The organism is Paenibacillus sp. USHLN196 (genome assembly GCF_037144955.1).
Taxonomy (GTDB): domain Bacteria; phylum Bacillota; class Bacilli; order Paenibacillales; family Paenibacillaceae; genus Paenibacillus; species Paenibacillus xylanexedens_C.
In genome coordinates this window covers 25,496-44,997 of record NZ_JBBCYH010000013.1, presented here as the reverse complement: position 1 = coordinate 44,997, position 19,502 = coordinate 25,496, and the positions used below count along the sequence as shown (strand labels likewise).

Annotated in this window: 20 protein-coding genes; 14 read left to right on the top strand and 6 right to left on the bottom strand. The window is 47.5% G+C overall.

The window, feature by feature from the left end; translation table 11 throughout:
• The first annotated feature begins 118 nt into the window (after positions 1–118).
• From WFI24_RS25910 to WFI24_RS25895, 4 genes are all read left to right on the top strand, one after another.
• Positions 119–1,573, top strand: a complete 1,455-nt coding sequence (locus WFI24_RS25910) for a nicotinate phosphoribosyltransferase (RefSeq protein ID WP_145318764.1) — start codon at positions 119–121, stop codon at positions 1,571–1,573.
• 330 nt (positions 1,574–1,903) lie between these two features.
• Positions 1,904–2,551, top strand: a complete 648-nt coding sequence (locus tag WFI24_RS25905; RefSeq protein WP_336764897.1) for a hypothetical protein — start codon at positions 1,904–1,906, stop codon at positions 2,549–2,551.
• Positions 2,552–2,662: 111 nt separating this feature from the next.
• The gene (locus WFI24_RS25900; protein ID WP_336764896.1) at positions 2,663–3,682 is read left to right on the top strand and encodes an oxidoreductase; all 1,020 of its coding nucleotides are present in this window, start codon (positions 2,663–2,665) and stop codon (positions 3,680–3,682) included.
• Between the two features lie 74 nt (positions 3,683–3,756).
• On the top strand, positions 3,757–4,311 hold the full coding sequence (locus WFI24_RS25895) for a hypothetical protein (RefSeq protein ID WP_336764895.1): 555 nt from the start codon (positions 3,757–3,759) through the stop codon (positions 4,309–4,311).
• Between the two features lie 67 nt (positions 4,312–4,378).
• On the opposite strand, the gene WFI24_RS25890 is transcribed toward WFI24_RS25895, so the two are convergent.
• A complete protein-coding gene (locus WFI24_RS25890; protein WP_036609234.1) occupies positions 4,379–4,897 on the bottom strand; it encodes a MogA/MoaB family molybdenum cofactor biosynthesis protein in 519 nt (172 codons plus the stop codon).
• A 170-nt stretch (positions 4,898–5,067) separates the two neighbouring features.
• Here WFI24_RS25890 and WFI24_RS25885 point away from each other — a divergent pair, with 170 nt between their 5' ends.
• The 8 genes from WFI24_RS25885 to WFI24_RS25850 all read left to right on the top strand — a co-directional run bounded on the left by WFI24_RS25885 (position 5,068) and on the right by WFI24_RS25850 (position 11,892).
• Positions 5,068–6,180: a CobW family GTP-binding protein gene (locus tag WFI24_RS25885; RefSeq protein ID WP_336764894.1), complete on the top strand. Its 1,113-nt coding sequence runs from the start codon at positions 5,068–5,070 to the stop codon at positions 6,178–6,180.
• Between the two features lie 73 nt (positions 6,181–6,253).
• Positions 6,254–6,589, top strand: a complete 336-nt coding sequence (locus tag WFI24_RS25880; protein ID WP_036609230.1) for a four-helix bundle copper-binding protein — start codon at positions 6,254–6,256, stop codon at positions 6,587–6,589.
• A gap of 122 nt (positions 6,590–6,711) precedes the next feature.
• A complete protein-coding gene (locus WFI24_RS25875) occupies positions 6,712–6,846 on the top strand; it encodes a hypothetical protein (protein ID WP_256704105.1) in 135 nt (44 codons plus the stop codon).
• Positions 6,847–7,125: 279 nt separating this feature from the next.
• Positions 7,126–8,856: an arginine--tRNA ligase gene (gene argS / locus WFI24_RS25870; RefSeq protein WP_336764893.1), complete on the top strand. Its 1,731-nt coding sequence runs from the start codon at positions 7,126–7,128 to the stop codon at positions 8,854–8,856.
• Positions 8,857–8,861: 5 nt separating this feature from the next.
• The gene (locus WFI24_RS25865) at positions 8,862–9,917 is read left to right on the top strand and encodes an ATP-binding cassette domain-containing protein (protein ID WP_336764892.1); all 1,056 of its coding nucleotides are present in this window, start codon (positions 8,862–8,864) and stop codon (positions 9,915–9,917) included.
• Positions 9,914–10,624: a hypothetical protein gene (locus WFI24_RS25860; RefSeq protein WP_336764891.1), complete on the top strand. Its 711-nt coding sequence runs from the start codon at positions 9,914–9,916 to the stop codon at positions 10,622–10,624. The genes WFI24_RS25865 and WFI24_RS25860 overlap by 4 nt, the downstream gene beginning before the upstream one ends.
• A gap of 99 nt (positions 10,625–10,723) precedes the next feature.
• A complete protein-coding gene (locus tag WFI24_RS25855) occupies positions 10,724–11,269 on the top strand; it encodes a hypothetical protein (RefSeq protein WP_336764890.1) in 546 nt (181 codons plus the stop codon).
• Positions 11,266–11,892, top strand: coding sequence for a YdcF family protein (locus WFI24_RS25850; protein WP_336764889.1), 627 nt, complete (start codon positions 11,266–11,268; stop codon positions 11,890–11,892). The genes WFI24_RS25855 and WFI24_RS25850 overlap by 4 nt, the downstream gene beginning before the upstream one ends.
• A gap of 179 nt (positions 11,893–12,071) precedes the next feature.
• Here WFI24_RS25850 and WFI24_RS25845 read toward each other — a convergent pair whose 3' ends face one another.
• Both WFI24_RS25845 and WFI24_RS25840 read right to left on the bottom strand, forming a co-directional pair.
• Entirely contained in the window at positions 12,072–14,162 is a 2,091-nt protein-coding gene (locus WFI24_RS25845; protein WP_336764888.1) for an ABC transporter ATP-binding protein, read from the bottom strand.
• A gap of 12 nt (positions 14,163–14,174) precedes the next feature.
• On the bottom strand, positions 14,175–15,920 hold the full coding sequence (locus WFI24_RS25840; protein ID WP_336764887.1) for an ABC transporter ATP-binding protein: 1,746 nt from the start codon (positions 15,918–15,920) through the stop codon (positions 14,175–14,177).
• Positions 15,921–16,402: 482 nt separating this feature from the next.
• On the opposite strand from WFI24_RS25840, the gene WFI24_RS25835 reads away from it, so the two are divergent.
• Both WFI24_RS25835 and WFI24_RS25830 read left to right on the top strand, forming a co-directional pair.
• On the top strand, positions 16,403–16,699 hold the full coding sequence (locus WFI24_RS25835) for a HesB/YadR/YfhF family protein (protein ID WP_017689086.1): 297 nt from the start codon (positions 16,403–16,405) through the stop codon (positions 16,697–16,699).
• A gap of 99 nt (positions 16,700–16,798) precedes the next feature.
• Positions 16,799–17,248, top strand: a complete 450-nt coding sequence (locus WFI24_RS25830; RefSeq protein ID WP_336764886.1) for an NUDIX domain-containing protein — start codon at positions 16,799–16,801, stop codon at positions 17,246–17,248.
• A 92-nt stretch (positions 17,249–17,340) separates the two neighbouring features.
• Here the strand turns inward: WFI24_RS25830 and WFI24_RS25825 are convergent, their stop codons facing one another.
• From WFI24_RS25825 to WFI24_RS25815, 3 genes are all read right to left on the bottom strand, one after another.
• Entirely contained in the window at positions 17,341–17,853 is a 513-nt protein-coding gene (locus WFI24_RS25825; RefSeq protein WP_336764885.1) for an ADP-heptose synthase, read from the bottom strand.
• A gap of 193 nt (positions 17,854–18,046) precedes the next feature.
• Positions 18,047–18,490, bottom strand: a complete 444-nt coding sequence (locus tag WFI24_RS25820; RefSeq protein ID WP_017689083.1) for a DUF441 domain-containing protein — start codon at positions 18,488–18,490, stop codon at positions 18,047–18,049.
• Positions 18,491–18,495: 5 nt separating this feature from the next.
• Positions 18,496–19,494 carry a YpdA family putative bacillithiol disulfide reductase gene (locus WFI24_RS25815; RefSeq protein ID WP_336764884.1) on the bottom strand — a complete coding sequence of 333 codons (999 nt, stop codon included), beginning with the start codon at positions 19,492–19,494 and terminating at the stop codon, positions 18,496–18,498.
• Positions 19,495–19,502 lie beyond the last annotated feature (8 nt).

Sequence of the window (19,502 nt, the reverse complement as noted above, 5' to 3'; positions counted from 1 at the left end):
CGGGAGACTTGTTTGTTAATACGATGAACAGAATCATGAAGAATAAGTCTCCTTATGTTAACCCGTGTCCACAGGTGAAATCTGCGGGCGCGAGCGGAAGTCAGAGAGGATGAGACAAATGCAGACAACTAGCCTGGCTTTACATACGGATAAATATCAGATCAATATGATGTACGCCCATTGGGTGAATGGTACACACAAACGGAAGGCAGTATTTGAAGCCTATTTCCGTAAGCTTCCATTTGGCAATGGATATGCGGTATTTGCCGGATTGGAACGGATTGTGAACTATATCAGCCAGCTTCGGTTCACGATGGACGACATCAAATTTTTATCCAAACAAGAGGAAAATTACGATCCGGTCTTTCTGGAAGAGTTGCTCCAGTTTTCATTTCAGGGGACAATTCATTCCATGAAGGAGGGTGCAATTGTTTTCCCTGACGAACCGCTCATTCGGGTAGAAGGCTCCATTATGGAGACACAATTGGTGGAGACGGCGATACTTAACTTCATGAATTATCAGACGTTGATTGCAACCAAGGCTTCACGGATCAAACAGGTGGCACAACAGGATACCTTACTCGAATTCGGTACACGGCGTGCACAGGAAGCGGATGCTGCTATCTGGGGCGCACGTGCCTCGTATGTGGCAGGCTTCCATGCAACGTCCAATATGCTGGCCGGAGAGCGCTTCGGCATCCCAACAGCAGGTACACATGCCCATTCCTGGGTACAGAGCTTTATGAGCGAGCAGGAGGCGTTTGACGTGTATGCCAAAGTGTTGCCTGATCAGGTTACGCTGCTGGTTGATACCTTTGACACGTTGAACAGTGGGGTACCTCACGCGATCAAGACAGCCAAGAAGTTGGAGAGCCAGGGTAAAAAGATGAATGCCATTCGTCTCGACAGTGGTGACCTTGCGTACTTGTCGATTCAGGCACGTCAGATGCTGGATGAGGCTGGCTTGGATTATGTGAAAATTGTTGCATCCAATGATCTGGATGAGAATACGATTTTCAACCTGAAGGCTCAAGGAGCGCGGATTGATACATGGGGTGTCGGTACACAGCTGATTACCGCTTCTGACCAACCATCTTTGGGTGGAGTATACAAATTGGTGGAGCGTGAAGTAGACGGTACTATGCTGCCTACGATCAAGATATCTGCCAATCCTGAAAAGGTATCTACACCAGGTAAAAAGGAAGTGTTCCGGATCATTGATCCGAAGCATGGCAAAGCGATTGCAGATTATATCTGCTATCCAGGGGAAGAGCAGCCGCTACAAGGCGGACCGCTCAAGCTGTTCAACCCGCTACACCCTTATCTGAAAAAGACCGTTACCCGCTACGAAGCGGTAAATATGCTGGAGCCGATCTTTGTGAACGGACGCAAAGTGTATGACTTGCCTAATTTGGATGAGATTCGGGCGTATCATCGAGAGCAGATGGACCTTTTCTGGCCTGAATACCAGCGGAAACTCAACCCGGAGATCTACCGTGTGAATATCAGCCCGGCGGCTTGGAATATGAAGCAGAAGCTCATTGCGGAACATGTGAAATCCACAGAGGAATGATCCACACATAAGATATACAGAGAGGCATAACCAGTGAGGAATACTGGCTTATGCCTTTTTAATATGATCTTGATGATCTGGACCAGGATGTAAGAAATCTCATGGACAGACTATCTAGGTAGCAGGCTATACTGGAGTTTAGCTTGCCCAGCTTAAAGGGGAAATGCAGTCATTATTTCTCGGGAAAGCGCAGGAGACGCCAAATTCTGCATCTTTCGCAATTTTAAATTTCTTCAACATATTAGAACAGTTCCTTCAGTGCCGATTGAGTGTGCTGGTATTGTTTCAATACCATTGTCGCAGGGGATGAAAGTAAGAGGAGGTGCAGACATGAGATGGATATTAGGACTGGTCTGGATCGCTTTTATGGCCTATGCATTGTTGTTGGCACCGGGGCAGTCACCTGGAAGTGATCCGATATTCAAAGAACTGATCACAATGCAAAGCAAAGAACCTTGGTTACTTACGGTGTTTTCGTGGTTAGGTATTTTTCCGGCAGTGTATGCTTGTATGCTGTTAAGAACATCTGTGAAAGAACGAGGTGGCCGTGTACCTGCTTGGCCTTTTGTTATACTTTCTTTCGGACTGGGTGCTTTTGCCCTGCTTCCCTATTATGCATGGTCATCATCCGCGAATAGATCTTCGGGCTACGTAAGCTTGCATTTTGGTCGTCAGCGGGAGTCGGGAATTGGACGGGTAGCCGCCAATAAGTTGACGCATGTAGCCCTTCTGCTGTTGACGCTGGGGACAGCATTCTATGCCGTGACGCAAGGTCATCCGGATGTATATATGGAAGCATTCAAGCAATCTGCCTTTGTACATATCATGACGATTGATTTTGTACTGTTGACCTTACTTTCGGTACTTGGGATATACAGGGATACTGAAGTGAGTCGACGTTCATTTGCTTGGGCTGCGGCAGGGATTATCCCCATTGTGGGCCCGCTAATCTATCTGTTGACGCTTAGGAGACACTGAGCTTGAACAGGAATTATTAAGAAATAATCAATAGGTAGCTGTTAAGCCTGAATGCGAACAATTCATGTGCTTAATGGAAAAATATAAAATCCAAAGAAGGAGTGGCTATCGATGAAAAATCATTTTAACGCATATGTAGTCCGCAAAGAAGACCAGGGGGGAGTAAAAGTAGCTATAGAGCAACTGAAGAAGGAAGATCTGCCGAATGGAGATGTAACGGTACAGGTGCAGTATTCCAGTGTCAATTATAAAGACGGGCTCGCTACCCTTGAGAAGGGTGGTGTCGTTCGTGAATACCCCATGGTACCTGGAATCGATCTGGCAGGAACGGTAGAGGAATCGGTAAGCGGACGTTTTGCACCGGGAGATCGGGTGATCAGTACAGGGTTTGAACCAGGCGTATCCCATTATGGGGGTTACAGCGAGTATGCTCGTCTGCGCAGTGAATGGTTGGTACCTCTGCCACCGGGTCTCAGTGAAAAAGAAGCCATGGCGATTGGGACCGCAGGATTCACCGCTGCACTTTCGGTAGATGCGCTGTTCCAGGCTGGAGTTACACCGGAGATGGGCAAGGTTCTGGTTACGGGTGCAACGGGTGGTGTTGGCAGTATGGCAGTTGCGATCCTGGCGAAGCTGGGCTTCGATGTAACAGCCAGCACAGGCAAGAAGGATCAGGAGGAGGCATTGCTCCGAAACTTGGGCGCCTCAGAGGTTATTACTCGTGAAGAAGCTGATGCTCCGGCTAAAGGAGCGATGGGGAAACAGCTATGGGCAGGAGTTGTTGATCCAACAGGAGGCCCCGCTCTTGCGGAGCGATTAAAACAGATTCAATACGGAGGTGCGGTAGCGGTATCCGGGTTAACTGGAGGCACAGCTTTTGAATCCACGGTACTTCCGTTTATATTGCGCGGCATCCAGCTTATTGGCATAGACTCTGTATATTGTCCAATGGAACGTCGGGAACGACTGTGGAAACTGCTCGGCGGAGATTGGAAACCGGAGCGTGCGCTTGAACTTGGAATCCGGGAAATCTCATTAGACCAATTGCCTCATACGCTGGAGACGATACTCCAAGGTGGTGCAGTAGGTCGTACCGTGGTCAATACGATATCAGATCTGCCAGCCGAATAAGATTCTTAGTCCTTAGACATGCTAATTCTACCTGATTGGGTCACAGTACACGTGGCTGGAAAGGAAGGATTGGCATGTGGTTTGGCAGAAAGGTGCGAAGTCTGATTGGAAGAACAATCAAGTCGGTACTTGTAAGTGGTGTGTTGATCACGAATGCCTGGGCCCTGGTGGCTTGTTCGGCATCATCCATTGAGCAGGAGCGGAAGGTCTATACACGTGAAGCGACGGATGAAGGAAATATGCGGGCACAGAGTCAAGGACACGGATTAAACGGTGCATTGGCGAATGAGATGAGTAAGAGTTTTGAAGCAAAGGGCATCCAGCTGATGAATAACATGTCTGCCGATGACGGCCATGGTGGGATCTCTTATATGTATTTGTTGAATGGAAGTGGCAGACACATCGTGAAAGTCCATATTTTCAGTGATAAGGCTGCACGAGTTGCCGGCATGAAACAAATGTATAGTGAGCATAGTGATGAGGCTGTCTTGGAAAATGTGCTTGGCCGAACAACGATTCGCAGCAAAGATTACGTTTCGCTGGTCTATACGGCTTCCGGTGGCGAAAAGGATGAGTATGAGCAGGACGTTATGCAGGTGTTCCAACATGTGCTGGAGCAACTAAGGTAGTAGAGCGAGATACCTTGCGTACCTTGCCGTATAGCTGAAAATAAATCCGAAAAACCCGTCTGATTCTTCAGACGGGTTTATATATTTCACGCATGACATGTCGCAGTTCAGGCAAAATGAGTTTTTCCATGGCCAATTTGACAGCTCCTTTGGAGCCCGGCATGGAGAACACAGCTGTTCGTCCAATCGTTCCAGCGACGGCTCTGCTCAGGATGGCAGCGGAACCAATATCTTCGGTGTAACTGAGAAAACGGAAGATCTCACCAAAGCCCGGAAGTTCTTTGTCGAGCAGTGAAGACACTGCTTCGTAGGTTGTATCTCGGGGTGCAATCCCTGTTCCGCCGCTAAGCAGCACGGCTTCGATATCATCACGAACGGCTGCATCTTGCAGGATGCTTCGAATGTTCTCCGTTTCATCTGGTGTAATGATGTATTCAACAATCTGATAACCCGCTTCATTCAGAAGCTGGTGCATGAGCTGGCCACTGGTGTCAGTGTCTTTGGTGCGTGTGTCCGACACCGTAACAATCATGCACGATACCGTGTCAGGGGCTTCCTGGCGATGTTGTTCCACTGAATTAGTCATGAAACTTCCTCCTTCAATCAACATGTCCTCATAGCATAGACCATCCGAAAGAATCAGGCAATGTACTGGGAAAGAGTTGAACATTATTGCACAACGAATGCGGGATAGTGTACACTCGCTAGATATAGATAGATCAGGTTACAAGAGGACAATCAGAGAGGTGTTTAAGGATGAACGAAACGATTTCAAAAGAAAAATCCATACCTGTATATATACTGTCAGGCTTTTTGGGAAGTGGCAAAACAACACTGCTTGTTCAGTTGATCGAACATTGGCAACAGCAGGGTTTGCGTCCCGCAGTGGTCATGAATGAGTTAGGTGAAGTCAATCTGGATGGTCAGATTGTGGATTCTACCGTTCCGATGACGGAGATGTTAGGGGGCTGCATCTGTTGTACCGTACGTGGCGACTTGGGATTGCAACTTGCCGAGCTCGTTCAAGAGGAATCACCGGATGTGATCATCATTGAAGCTACCGGTGCCGCGAACCCAATGGAGATTTTGGATGCAGTCACAGAGACTTCACTCTACATGCGATTGGAACTAAAAAGTCTCATTACCGTTGTGGATGCAGCACATCTATCTGGTCTGTATCAGGAGCAGAAGGGGCAGACCTTCAAACTAATGCAGGAGCAGATTCGTTGTGCGTCTGTGCTTCTCTTAAACAAAACAGATCGGGTGAATGCACAGGAACTGAAGGATCTGGAGCAGCTTTTGGCAAAATGGAATGGCTTCGCACCTGTAATTCCTACGGTTAAATGTGAGGTGGAGATGGATCTGTTGCTTCGCAGCGGTGCAGACGTGCACGTGCGTGATTCAGCTTCTGAAGCAGGTAAGCCGGCTCACCAAGAGCATCATGTGCATACGGAAACCTGTGGTACACATGGATGCAATCATGGACATGAGCATCACACGGTCCAAGGCGATGCTAAGAATACTGACGCATCTCATAACCATAGTCATGACCACGGTCACGAGCATTCTGCTCCTCATGTCTCACACGAACATGTTATGGTGTATACGCATTATTTCAGTCATCCGGTGAACAGTGAGGCATTTGAACAATTTGTATCTGCTTTGCCACGAGACGTGTATCGAGCGAAAGGCATTTTATCGTTTAGTGACACGGCGAGCCGTTTCTGGTTCCAGTATGCTTACCGTGAATCGGACTACATGAAGATCACACCTCAGGGAGATGTCCCTAATGTTGCTGTGTTTATAGGTGAACATTTTGACCAAACTGTCATTCGTGACCAATTACTGGAATTGGAAGCGATAAAGTAGGTTAGATGATTCAATATTCCTCCGAACTGGGTATTAAGATGCATAGCAAACTTTGCCTGGGAGGTAACTTTAAATGACACAACAACAATATCAACAATGTATCGATGCTTGCCTGGAATGCATGAATGCTTGCAACGTATGTTACATATCGAGTCTGAAAGAATATGATCTGGCGATGCTGCGTGATTGCATTCGTTTGAATCGGGAATGTGCGGAGATCTGCAGTTTTGCTGCACAAGCGATGACACGTGGAAGTGATTTCATTGCTGAAATATGCGAATTGTGTGTGAAAGCTTGTGAAGCTTGCGCCGCAGAGTGTGGCAAACACCACCATGATCACTGCCAAGCATGTGCAGAGGCTTGCCGCAGATGTGCAGAAGCTTGCCGGTTGATGGCAGCAGTAGCGTAAATATTAATTCACTGGAATATATAATTAATATCGATAATGACCGTTGTCCCCTAAGGGAAGGCAGTGAACAGAGGCATCTGAGACGATGTGCCTATGTGTTGCCTTTCAGTAGGGGATTTTTAATGCAGGTTGCCAAGTCTGATCGTGGTATGTATAATGATGGCAATGAATTGAAACGAAGAATATCAATGATCGGGAGAGTAGCCAGATCCATACATGACAGCGAGCCGGGAGAGGTGGAAGCCGGTATGACATGACCTGAGTGAACCGCACCCGTGAGATGGTTATCCGAAAAGATGTAATGAATCCTGATCGTGGATGTACTATATCTGTCTGAGGGTAATCCGGCTTGCGACCGTTATACGCATCGAGCGGAACAGGTTCTACGGGTATGCATGTTGATGCATATTAGGAGTAGCTGTTCACCTAGAGTGGTACCGCGGGAACTGTTAAGTCAGCTCTCGTCTCTTATTTAGAGACGAGAGCTTTTTTGTGTTTATTTTCAGCCAATAATGAATGGATAAGGAGTGTTTGACATGTTGATGAAGCAGGCTGCGGCCGATATTGCCCCTTTAACGGGATTGAATGAAGAAGAGGTTCTGAGATTACTGGAAGTCCCACCACAGGCGGAGATGGGGGATGCAGCATTCCCTTGTTTTGCATTGGCGAAGTCATTAAAGAAAGCACCGGCAGTCATTGCGACCGAGCTCGCAACGGGATTGCAGGCAGAAGGACTTGAAGCGACTCCCGCCGGGCCGTATGTGAATATCCGTTTCAATCGGGAGGAGCTTGCGCCGAATCTGCTGAAAGAACTGGGGGATGCCGCATTTGGTAAGCTTCTGCTTGGTCAAGGTTCACGAGTTGTAATTGATATGTCTTCCCCTAACATCGCAAAACCCTTCGGAATCGGACATTTGCGTTCTACTGTAATTGGTGCAGCGCTGTATCGGTTGTATAACGAAGCGGGTTATACCTCTGTAAGTGTGAATCATCTGGGAGACTGGGGAACCCAGTTTGGCAAGCAGATCGCAGCGTATAAACGGTGGGGCAATGATGAAGCGTTGCAGGCAGACCCGATCCGTACGTCACTGGAACTGTATGTGCGCTTCCACGATGAGGCGGAGAACGATCCTTCACTGGAGATTGAGGCACGCGAGTGGTTCCGCAAGCTGGAGCAAGGGGATGAGGAAGCACAGCGGTTATGGGCGTTCTTTGTGGAAGTGAGCATGAAGGAATTCAACCGGATGTATGAACGTCTGAACGTACAATTTGACCATACGCTGGGGGAAAGTTTTTACAATGACAAGATGGGCGCGGTGGTTGAAGAACTCAAGGTGAAAGGCTTACTTGAAGAAAGTGATGGAGCACTCGTGGTTCGGCTGGAGGACGAGAACATGCCCCCGTGTCTGATTATCAAAAAAGACGGCACAACAATCTATCCTACACGGGATTTGGCTACGGCAGTCTATCGTCATGAGGTGATGAAGGCAGATCGGTTGTTATACGTGGTCGGAGGTGAGCAGAAGCTTCATTTCCGTCAGGTATTTGCAGTTTTATCCCGGATGGGGCATGAATGGTCTGCAAATTGTGAACATATTCCGTTTGGATTAATGCGTTTTGAGGGACGGAAAATGTCTACGCGTCGCGGTAAAGTCGTCTTTTTGCAGGAAGTATTGGATGAGGCAGTCGCTCGTGCACTGCAGATTATTCAGGAGAAAAACCCGAATCTGGAGAACCCTCAGAAGGTGGCAGAGGCGGTCGGTGTAGGTGCCATTATCTTCGGTGATCTGCGTAATAATCGGCTTAACGATGTAGACTTCTCTCTGGAGGATGCGGTGAGTTTTGAGGGGGAGACCGGACCTTATGTGCAATATACCCATGCCCGGATTCAAAGTGTACTTGCCAAAGCTGAAGAGGCGAAACGTGTGGAAAATGAAAACCAATTACCTCAATCCAGCCTTGCGGAAGGTGAGAATGACACAGTAACCACTCCATCCCGTATCGGAGATACCTCATGGGCGTTGCTGAAACTGCTCGGTGAATACCCCGAGTATCTGGAAAAAGCAATTCATCGGAATGAGCCTTCGGTCATTGCCAAATATACAATAGATGTCGCTCAGGCTTTCAACCGCTTCTATCACGCCGAACGGATTGCGGATGCGCCATCTGAAGTAAGATCCTTCCGAGTGACATTAGCTGAACGGACTGCCGAACGCCTCGCGTACAGTTTGCATTTGCTAGGTGTGCAAGCTCCAGAACGGATGTGATCCCAGTGATATGGAGTAAACGTGGACTTTTCAAGAAATCCGATCAAGCTATATCAGATTCATCAGGTCGAGGTTTGCAGCTTCAACAAGTGAGCAAAAGACTAGATAATGCTCAAGTACTTGATCAAATTAATCTGGAAGTGAAGCAGGGAGAATGTGCTGTACTTGTTGGCAGAAACGGTTCTGGCAAAAGCACGTTACTACGTATACTGGCGGGTATTTTGTTACCTGATACAGGATCGATTCAGCTCACGATGAAAGGTTCTGAGAGGTATGCAGTAGATGGCTTACCACGTTTACCTTTTACCTCAAGAGAGTACTTGTGGGACATGGGACGGATTCGGGGCATTCGCCCCGAAATACTGCGTGGGCGGATTAGAGAACTTAGTGAACTTTTATATCTGGATACCGCGATCGATCAGAAGTTACCCTTATTATCGAAGGGCACACTGCAAAAAGTGAATTTGATTCAAGCTCTATTACCTGGGCCAGGGGGGCTTTTGCTGCTGGATGAACCGTTGTCAGGCTTGGATATTCCAGCTCAAGAGGCGATAGTATCCTTATTGGGGCAATGGAAGCTTGAAGGGACATCCATCGTTACAGCTTGCCATGAACCGTTGCTCATTGAACGTTTGGCAGACCAGGTGATTGTGTTGAAGAAAGGCAGCGTGCTCCGCTACTGGAGTCGTGAAGATATACTTCAAGCTGGCGAACCCGTTGTACGTATTCAAAGTCTGACGGAAGCTGGAGAGGATATGGCTAACGATCCATCCATTTTACAACAACCGGGAGTACTGTCTTTAGTTCGTAATACGAGCTTGGAGAAATCCAATTCTTGGTTGTGGGATTGGAAAGTAGTTCAACAATCAACAGATGATGTCCTCAGAATGATTCTGGCATCAGGCGGTTCGGTTGTGTCTGTACAACAGGAGGAAAGTCAATTACATATGGAAAGTCTGTTGGAAGGACAACATCCAGCTGTACATACGAGTCGTGGATGTGTCACAGATCCTGTGGACTTAAGCTCTTCCATGGATGATGCGGGGGGAGAAGTCGAATGATCTATCTGACCCGATATTTGTTAAGGAATCACATTCGTTCACAGAAATATTTTGCACCGGTTATCTTTTATATCATCGCCATGCTGCTGATTTATTCCTACAAACCCAACCCTATTGCGGACAGTTACAGTGTCACGGCTATGCTGTTATTTCTGGCAGCTGCTTGGCTCGGAGTAATGGTGATGAATACCGAACCTGCAAAGCAGTATCAATTACTTGTCCTTCATACAGGAAGCAGGCGTAAAGTTGTATTAAGTCAACTCATCTGTGCCTGGATAATGCAATTCATGCTCACCGTAATCACTGTGTTGTATCCCGTGTTCGCTGGAATGTTCGAGAGACAACCCACAGGTGAGGAGTGGATAATGACTTGGTTAGGACATTTGGGGTTATCGTTGCTGGGTTTGGGCATCGGTGTATTCTTTCAAAAATCGTATATCCATTTACTTAGTCGTAGCATGCCGGCCCTCATTATTGTATTATTACTATCGTTTGTCCAAGGTTCCTTAAGTGAACGTCTGCCTGAATCGATACAATGGCTTGGGCGCATTCTGCCACCAGCCTTTTATCTGGTTCGTGAGATGATGTTATTTGAAGATTCGAAGATGGGCGCCTTTGTTTCGGTTACGCTGTGGACTGTTCTCTATGCATTGGGGCTACTCGTCATCCATGTATGGCTGTCCGGAAGAAGAGATCTACGGAGTTAGAAGCCGCGCTTCCCGATAACTTGAATGTTGCTCTTGGTTTGGTTAGGATAGAGGGACATGAATGGATAACATTGTACGGTTGAAGGGGGGCGCTCGCATATGCAAAATACAGACATCCAGAATGGTGACATGCTGGACAGCGAACACTCCAGGGAATTGTTTGCATATTACGGATTGGCCGTGTACTACGGGCAGGCGCTTGAACAGCAGCTGGTCAATCTGATTTTATTAATGAAATTGTCTCAGGGTAAGGCTGTGTCTGAAGAGGATCTGGAAGATCTGTACGAACGAAAAATGAGCAGTTCACTAGGGCAACTCATTCACGAAGTGCGCCATCATTTTACATTCTCCGAGGAAGAAACTCTTCAATTGAATGAATTGTGGCAGCAACGTAACCGTATCGTTCATCATTACTTCAAGGAACGAATCCATGAGACATTCAGTCCGGAAGGACGATCACGCATGATTAAGGAGTTGGAGGATTTCAAAGACCGTGCTCAGGAGCTGGAGATCAGTCTTCAGCAATATACGGGTGCCTGGATTGCAGAGCTTGGTTTGGATGCCGAATCGGCAGCAGCCCTGCAAACGCTGGAGCGTATGCATGCCGAGAGCATGCAATCACGGGCTTTGGAAGAGGATCAATGAGCAGCAAACGCAAAACGAAACGCTGGATTATAATTACGACGCTGGCCGTAGTATTGGTAGGAATTTTATGGACTGTGGTTACGGCAGTACGTATATCAGCCTATACGAATGAGGACTCATCCAGGATATCGGATGCAGCGATCATTCTGGGCGCAGCCGTGTCGGGGGATGACCCTTCACCTGTATTTCGCGAACGTATTGAACACGCGATTGAATTATACCGTCAGGGTACCGTTCGTAATCTGCTTTTTACAGGCGGGTCAGGTGATGATGGAGAACATACGGAGGCTGAAGTTGGTCAGAAGTATGCCATTGAACATGGAGTAGATCCAGCGGACATTCGTGTAGAGATCGAATCCAGAATTACCGAGGAGAATCTGATCAATTCAATTCCAATAGGTGAACAGGCCGGTTACGAAACGTATACGATTGTGAGTGACCCTTTACATATGAAACGAGCCATGAAGCTGGCTGCCGGACTGGGTATGGATGCTGTACCCTCTCCGACACGAACTACGGCGTATCGAACCTGGCGCAGCAAGTTTCCTTTTCTCGCAAGAGAGACCGTGATGTACATGGGATATACGATCAAAGGATGGATAGACAATCGGCAGCAGCCGTGAGGTTGCGCGCGGATTGTTTTTTTATTCGGGCGAAATGAACAATATCGGAACCTGGCTCCAGATGAAAAAACGATCTACACGCAAACCCCTAAGGTAGCCATGTAGATCGTTTTTTTGTGTTGCCTGTTGAGCGCACATCATTTCTAATTGGTTTTAAAAGAAGTTTCTGTTTAACTCTGTTATGCATTTCCTCCGGCAAAGGAGGTTGAGGTTGGAACGGAATCGCCTGACGGACTCTCGATAATTGCGCCTACTGCTGCTTGTGCACCTTGCTGAAGCTGATACATCTTATAATAGCGCCCTTTAAGCTCCATCAGTTCATCATGTGCACCTTGCTCTACGATACGACCGCGATGCAGAACCAGAATCTGATCTGCCGATCGAATGGTGGACAGACGGTGAGCGATGATGAAGGTAGTACGTCCTTTTTTGAGGACTTCGAGTGCGTTCTGAATCAAAGCTTCTGTTTCCGTATCAATATTGGCTGTCGCTTCATCCAAAATGAGGATGGCGGGATCGAACGCCAGTGCCCGAGCAAAGGAGATCAATTGGCGTTGCCCAGCAGACAATGTACTTCCTTTTTCGATGACAGGTTCGTCAAAGCCTTGAGGCAAATGAGCCAGTATGCGTTCAGCGCCTACATCACGCAACGCCTGTTCAATTCGTTCACGGGAGATCTTCTCATCACCGAGACTGACGTTGGAAGCAATGGTACCTGTGAACAGATAGGGGTCTTGCAGTACAATCCCCATATGCTCCCGAATCCACTGCTTGGGCAGATCCTTGACGTTCTGACCGTCAATCGTGATCTTGCCTTTTTGCGGATCATAGAACCGGAATAGCAGATTGATGATCGAACTTTTACCCGAACCGGTATGACCGACCAGAGCGACCGTCTGACCTTGGGATGCTTTGAACGAGATATTGTTGAGTACGAAGTCCTTTTTATAAGCAAAGGATACATCGTCAAATACAACATTTCCCTTGTATCTTGGCATGGAGCCATCGGTAACGGCTTCTCCCTTTTCATCCATCAGCTCAAAGACGCGTCCAGCGGATACGAGGGAGGAGTCCAGGTTGGCGAGCTGATTCACCATGCCGGTGATCGGTTGGAACAAGCGGCCCAGAACATCGACGAAGGCATATAGAACACCCAGTGAGATAATACTTGTGCCATCCAGCACGCTTGAACCGAAGTACCACAGGACAACCGCAAAAGCGATATTCCGTAATACGTTAACCAGGTTGTGTGAGGTGAAGGCATTCAGGTTGAGCATTTTGTTCTGGTGCTTCATATAGTCATCATTCAAATCTTCGAATTCCTGCTTGGTTTGTTTCTGATGGCGGAATACGCGGATAATGGACATCCCCTGAATGGACTCGTTAATGATCGCATTGATCTCACTCAGCCTTGACCGAATGATCGTGTTGTAGCGAGTAGCGAATTTGCGATAGAGCACAATCCACGCAATGAGCATCGGCACGACGAATAATGAGATCAGGCCGAGGCGAACATCAAGCAGGAAGAGTGCGACATACACACCTGTAATCGTGATGATTCCTGAGAAAAAGTTCGAAAGAACGGCAACGAACAGATCCTTGACGGCTTCTGTATCGTTCGTGACCCGAGATACAACTTTACCAGCGGGCAGATTATCAAAAAAATGCACCGGGAGTCGCTGAATATGGGCATACACATCGTTGCGCAGTCTTTGAATGACTTTGTTGGCCGAGGATTGCAGCCAGAATGTTTTACCAAACTCCATAATGACCGAGATCACGAGGAAGATCATGTAATACACAATTAATTGATAGATGCTGGGCATCTCCGGTTTGTAAAAAGCAAAGAGTTCACCAGCAGACAGGGGTGCTGCCGCATATTGGCCTGTCACTTCGCCTGCGCGTGTAACCGTGAGGGTTCCATCCGCATATGTGCGGTCCCCATCAGGTGCGCTTACCGGTTCTTTTACAAAATAAAAGCTTCTACCTGCTTGTAGTACCCGCACTTCGGGACCTTTGTTTTCATCGGGTTCGAACAAGCCTTCGCGTTTGTAGTTCTTGCCGTTGTAGACTGCGGCTTCATCCGAAGCAGTCGTCTCATAGAAAGGCTGCTCAATCGCGAGCAAATGATTATCGATCATGGATTTGGCGATGAACGGTCCGGCGAGCTCGGCTGCAACACCAATGGTAAGCATAATTAATGCGGCTATAAATGTTCCTTTGGCTTTCAAGGCGTAATCAAGCAGCCTCTTGCCTGTATTAGACTTCAATGAATTGACCTCCTACGTGGACAAATTGGACTCGACCTGTTGCCGTTCATACTGTTCACGGTACCAGCCGTTCGTGGCTAACAGTTCCTGGTGAGTGCCTTCTTCCGTAATTTTCCCGTGCTCCAGTACGATGATTCGATCTGCGTGTTCGATAGCGGACAGACGATGAGTCGAGATCAGCGTGGTTTTGCCCGAGCGTTTGTTGCGTATATTTTCAATAATTTTGGCTTCCGTGCGTGCATCGACGGCAGACAAGGCATCATCCAGGATCAGAATATCAGGATTAGCGATAAAGGCACGTGCCAGCGATACGCGCTGTTTCTGTCCACCGGACAGAGAGATTCCCTTTTCACCAACAAGTGTATCCAGTCCATCGGACAAAGTCCCCAGATCTCCGTCAAAAGCGGCGGTACGAATGGCCTCCATAATCACTTCATCACTGGCACCAGGTTTACCGAATTGAATGTTCTGACGAACTGATTTGGAGAATAGAACTTGTTCCTGTGGTACGTACCCGATCCAGCTGTGCAAGTCATCTTTGGCGATATCCTGAATCGGATGACCCGAGATACTTAATGTGCCCGAACCGGCAGGATATTCATGAAGCAGCTGTTTGAGCAAAGTAGACTTACCGCTACCCGTACGACCTACGATACCCAATGTTTGACCACGTCGCAGCGAAAAGCTGATATGACTGAGATTGTCGACAGTGGAACTTGGGTAACGGAATGTAACATCCTGCATCGCAATTTCTTCCGGATTCGTAACGTGAGCAGGTTGCTCCACATCTTGTACGGCAGGTTCTACCGATAAAGTCTCGTTGACCCGATCAAGCGAAGCGCTACCACGCTGCATCAGGTTAATCAATTCCCCGATAGCGAACATGGGCCAGATCATCATCCCCAGGTACATGTTAAACGATACGAGATCTCCCAAGGTAATTTCATTATGAAATACAAGATATATGCCGTAGGCAAGTGCAATCACATAACTGAGTCCTACGAAGAGCCGGATGGTGGGTTCGAATAGGGCATCCATTCTGGCAACAGCCAGATTTTTGCGATATACATCTTCAGTCACGTCGGCGAACCGTTTCTCGTCCAGACGTTCCTGCACATAGGCACGTACGACACGGATACCGGCGATGGATTCCAGCACCTGGTCATTCATATCTCCGAATGCATCTTGTGCCAGGGTGTAACGTTGATGTACAGCTTTACCATAGATCATCATGGCAATGGCGATAAAAGGTAGAGGCAGGATTGCTGCCAGGGTCAGTTTCCAGCTGACCAGAAAACCCATGGCGAACAATACGGTGGCCAGAAAGGCCGTAGAGTCTGTTAAGGTCAGCATGCCGAAGCCTGCTGTGGTGGCAATGGAACGAAGATCATTGGTGGCCCGAGCCATCAGATCACCGGTTCTGTTTTTCTCGAAAAAGGGAGGAGTCATTCGTAACAAGTGGTCCATGAAGCGTGAACGAAGCAGGCGCTCCACCAGATTGGCACCACCGAATAGCTTGTGCATCCAAACGTATGTAACAAGATAGATAATGATGACGGTTCCCAGAATAAGCAAAATGTAACGGGTGAGTGAGGCCCCTGTAATCGAACCACGCACGATCTCGTCGATGGCATTGCCAAGAAGACGGGGAGGCAGCAGTTCGGCAACGCCCACCAGAATAAGCAAAATGACACCGGTCAGGTATCGTTTGCGTTCCAGCCGGAAGAACCAGGCCAGGTTTTTAAGTACAGAGAACAAGTGTTATCCCTTCCTTTCAATGTCCGTGAAATACAGATTCCGTTCATGTATGCCGATATATACCCACAAAAAAAGACATACCGCACGCAGGCGGTATGTCTTGATATATTCATACGCAGCATGGCTCCATGAGCAGAGCCGCCACCATATCGTTTCACTGTGAGTAAACATAACAGAGTTTCTCAATAAAGAGACTCCTGTGATGCCGACTTATGAACGGAATAATGATTTCGGGTGTGCTCCGGTATTTAGTTGTGTGCTGAATTGACCTATCATATGTTTGTTAAACACCGTAATCACCCTTTCTTTTTTTGGAAATAAATACAATGTAGACCTCGTATGTTTGCATCTTAACACCGGATTTTACAATCTGTCAAACATTTTTCACAACTTAATTTGTCTTTATGTGGTCACTCGGGTTTGTATTCAAGTCTTTGTAGAGATATGATGGAACATATATATACAGAAGGAGCTGACACCAAATGAGTACCATACATGTATCCGATCAAGCTGCTCGCTGGTACAAGGAAGAACTGAATTTGAACGAGGGAGACAGCATCCGATTTTTTGCTCGTTATAGCTCTGGCGGAGGTCTTCACCCTGGGTTTTCGCTGGGCATTGCTGTGGAGAAACCAAGACACCCTGCGGATCAAACCGAAGTGTCGGGTATCCAATTCTTTATGGAAGATCATGATTATTGGTATCTGAAGGGGCACCAACTGCATGTGGATATCGTTGATGAAGGTCAGGATATCGAGTATCGTTATACCGAAATCTAGGGTGATTTTGAGACATGCCCTAATTCTTGAAGTATTCTGCAAGGCAATAGAGGAGTCACAGGTCGCCACCGGCTTCCAAATAGGAGGAGGGGATAAGCAGTGAATCTGCCAGCCCGAGATTTGGCCCAGTATATCGCAAAACGCTCTCATATTGTTGTAAAGGCGGCTGTGCGGGCTGAGAACGAACAAGGTGAATTGCTGCTGATTCAGCATGCTGAGCTTGGTCATTGGCGGATGCCAAACGGTGAGATGCGCCCGGGTGAGGCCATTGAGGATGCCGCACATCGGGAGCTATGGGAAGAAACAGGTTGGACAACCGATAACATGACACTCGAAGGGTTGTATTCAGGACCTGATCTTCGGTATCTGCATTCAAGCGGAGATGAAGAGTATTATGTTATTGCCCTGTTTCGGACCGTAATCTTTCAGGATGACCTTGTGGAAACACGTGTAAATAGTGATGCAGGTCTGAAGTTCTTTGCTCTGGAGTCATTACCACCTCTGAATCAGATTAGCCGAATCCTGTTAGCCCGTGATATTGCAGAATAAATAAGCATGCGCAAAAATGACCTCGTCATCCACGATAAAGTGGGTGACGAGGTCATTTTTTTGAATTTGACTCACATATTCAAGTGCCTTATTTATACCTGATCGAGAGGTTCATCATCCATCGCAAAATCAAAATCATCAATATCGAATACCTGTACAGGTGATTCCGATTCAATAATACGTGCGATCAGTTCAACCTGATCGGTGAGAATCGGAATACTGAGGCGCTGAGATGTCAGGAGCAATTCGGTCTCAATGGGATCGAAATATTCCCCGTATTGTGCCGTATCTATTGCATTGATAATGGCAATGGATACTTGATTACCAAATAGAATGGAGGGGCTTTTTGCCCATGGAACAAGCAACGCACGCTCTATTTTTTTCTTATTCAATGGTTCCTCGAAATAAGAAATCATTTCATTGATTTTGGATTTGACATGCTGGTCGTCTGCCGGGTTATCCATCATAGGATCAGGACTGGTCTGAAATTCATATAGCTCAAGGATGGTGGTATAAGGAACAATATATTCTACAGGCGCGGGCGGCGCGAGCAATTGACCGTAAATGGCCACCATCACGGCTTCTGTAATAAACTGACGTGACATGGTTCCTGAATCCTCCTGCGCCATTAATAGTTGCAAAGTGAATCTATACGATTATGCAACAGCATAACCACAATATGGATGATTCTGCTGTAGACTCGTGTACATGATTTGCATGAATAGAAGTATATCACACAACGGTGGGAAATACAGCCAATCTGCAGACCATGTCAGGTCACAACCATCATAACCTGCATCAGGATTTTCCCAGTAGCAGCGATAATATTCCTGCCGCAATCAATGGCCCCACAGGCACACCTTTGAACAGGGCAACGCCAAGAACCGTTCCAATCAGGAGCCCCGCAACGATAGTTGGTTGTGTTCCCATCAGCGTAGCGCCTCGTCCACCGAGATAAGCCACTAGTAATCCTACACCAATGGCGAGCAGTGATTTCCAGTGCAGGAAAGACTCGCCGATGGTCTGCAGACTCATCTTGCCACTGGCAAGTGGTGCCATTACGCCAATAGTCAGAATGATGATACCCAGTGTGAGTCCGTATTTTTCAAGCCATGGAAAAGCCTGATTCAGGTTCAGGACCCGTAACAACAACAGAAATACCATCGCTACGGTCACAGGTGTGTTGCTGCTAATAATCCCAAGGGCCGCAAACACGAGCAACAGCAGGGAAGTCATGTCCATGGTTTTCATTTCCCTTCAGTCTGACCGCGTCGTTTGCTAACGATATGTTCCGCGATGTACCGTCCATGCCAGCGTCCGGATTCAATAAAGACTTCATTGGCATTACGCCCCGAAGCAATGACTCCACCTACATATACACCAGGTACGCTGCTTTCCATCGTTTGTGCGTCGTATAGAGGTTTATCCATATCATCAGACATCTCCACACCTACCGATGTGAGTAGTTGACGATCCGGACGGAAACCGGTCATTGCCAGTACAAAGTCATTCTCCAATTCACTAGTGGAGCCATCTGTGTGTATCAGACGAATCGAATCATCCCATATTTCATTCACGCGTGATTCCAGATGCAGTGTGATACGGCCTTTCGTCACCATGCTCTCAAATAGCGGACGTACCCATGGTTTAATATGCTGGGACAGACCACTGCCGCGATAAACCATATCGATATGCGCTCCGACACGAACCAGTTCCATGGCCGCATCCACGGCTGAGTTGCTCCCGCCAATAATGGCGACACGCGTACGAGTATAAGGGTGGGCTTCCCGGAAGTAGTGGGTTACTTTATCTTTGTCTTCCCCGGGGATACCCAGATAGTTAGGATGGTCAAAATAACCGGTAGCAACAACGACATTGCGTCCAACATGTACGATGGCCTCCCCGCGTCGATTGAGCGTATGTACCTCAAACGTGCCATCATCCTTGCGTTTGATCTCACGGGCTTCCTCATAGTTATGAACACGCAGGCCAAAATGTTCGGCTACCCTGCGATAATAGGCGAGTGCTTCATAACGAAACGGTTTATCATTAGGTGTGCTGAATGGAACGTTTCCGATCTCAAGCAGCTCGGCTGTGCTGAAAAACTGCATATGGGTTGGATACAGATAAATAGATTGGACGATATTGTATTTCTCAACAATCACAGCGGAGAGTCCCAACCGCTCGCATTCAATGGCAGCAGACAGACCGCATGGGCCTCCGCCGATAATAATGACATCTTCCATATTCTTAA

Excerpts from the sequence above, each read along its gene's own strand:
- WFI24_RS25910 (WP_145318764.1), top strand. The coding sequence starts at position 119 with ATGCAGACAACTAGCCTGGCTTTACATACGGATAAATATCAGATCAAT.
- WFI24_RS25905 (WP_336764897.1), top strand. The coding sequence starts at position 1,904 with ATGAGATGGATATTAGGACTGGTCTGGATCGCTTTTATGGCCTATGCA.
- WFI24_RS25900 (WP_336764896.1), top strand. The coding sequence starts at position 2,663 with ATGAAAAATCATTTTAACGCATATGTAGTCCGCAAAGAAGACCAGGGG.
- WFI24_RS25895 (WP_336764895.1), top strand. The coding sequence starts at position 3,757 with ATGTGGTTTGGCAGAAAGGTGCGAAGTCTGATTGGAAGAACAATCAAG.
- WFI24_RS25890 (WP_036609234.1), bottom strand. The coding sequence starts at position 4,897 with ATGACTAATTCAGTGGAACAACATCGCCAGGAAGCCCCTGACACGGTA.
- WFI24_RS25885 (WP_336764894.1), top strand. The coding sequence starts at position 5,068 with ATGAACGAAACGATTTCAAAAGAAAAATCCATACCTGTATATATACTG.
- WFI24_RS25880 (WP_036609230.1), top strand. The coding sequence starts at position 6,254 with ATGACACAACAACAATATCAACAATGTATCGATGCTTGCCTGGAATGC.
- WFI24_RS25875 (WP_256704105.1), top strand. The coding sequence starts at position 6,712 with ATGCAGGTTGCCAAGTCTGATCGTGGTATGTATAATGATGGCAATGAA.
- argS (WP_336764893.1), top strand. The coding sequence starts at position 7,126 with ATGTTGATGAAGCAGGCTGCGGCCGATATTGCCCCTTTAACGGGATTG.
- WFI24_RS25860 (WP_336764891.1), top strand. The coding sequence starts at position 9,914 with ATGATCTATCTGACCCGATATTTGTTAAGGAATCACATTCGTTCACAG.
- WFI24_RS25855 (WP_336764890.1), top strand. The coding sequence starts at position 10,724 with ATGCAAAATACAGACATCCAGAATGGTGACATGCTGGACAGCGAACAC.
- WFI24_RS25850 (WP_336764889.1), top strand. The coding sequence starts at position 11,266 with ATGAGCAGCAAACGCAAAACGAAACGCTGGATTATAATTACGACGCTG.
- WFI24_RS25835 (WP_017689086.1), top strand. The coding sequence starts at position 16,403 with ATGAGTACCATACATGTATCCGATCAAGCTGCTCGCTGGTACAAGGAA.
- WFI24_RS25825 (WP_336764885.1), bottom strand. The coding sequence starts at position 17,853 with ATGTCACGTCAGTTTATTACAGAAGCCGTGATGGTGGCCATTTACGGT.
- WFI24_RS25820 (WP_017689083.1), bottom strand. The coding sequence starts at position 18,490 with ATGGACATGACTTCCCTGCTGTTGCTCGTGTTTGCGGCCCTTGGGATT.
- WFI24_RS25815 (WP_336764884.1), bottom strand. The coding sequence starts at position 19,494 with ATGGAAGATGTCATTATTATCGGCGGAGGCCCATGCGGTCTGTCTGCT.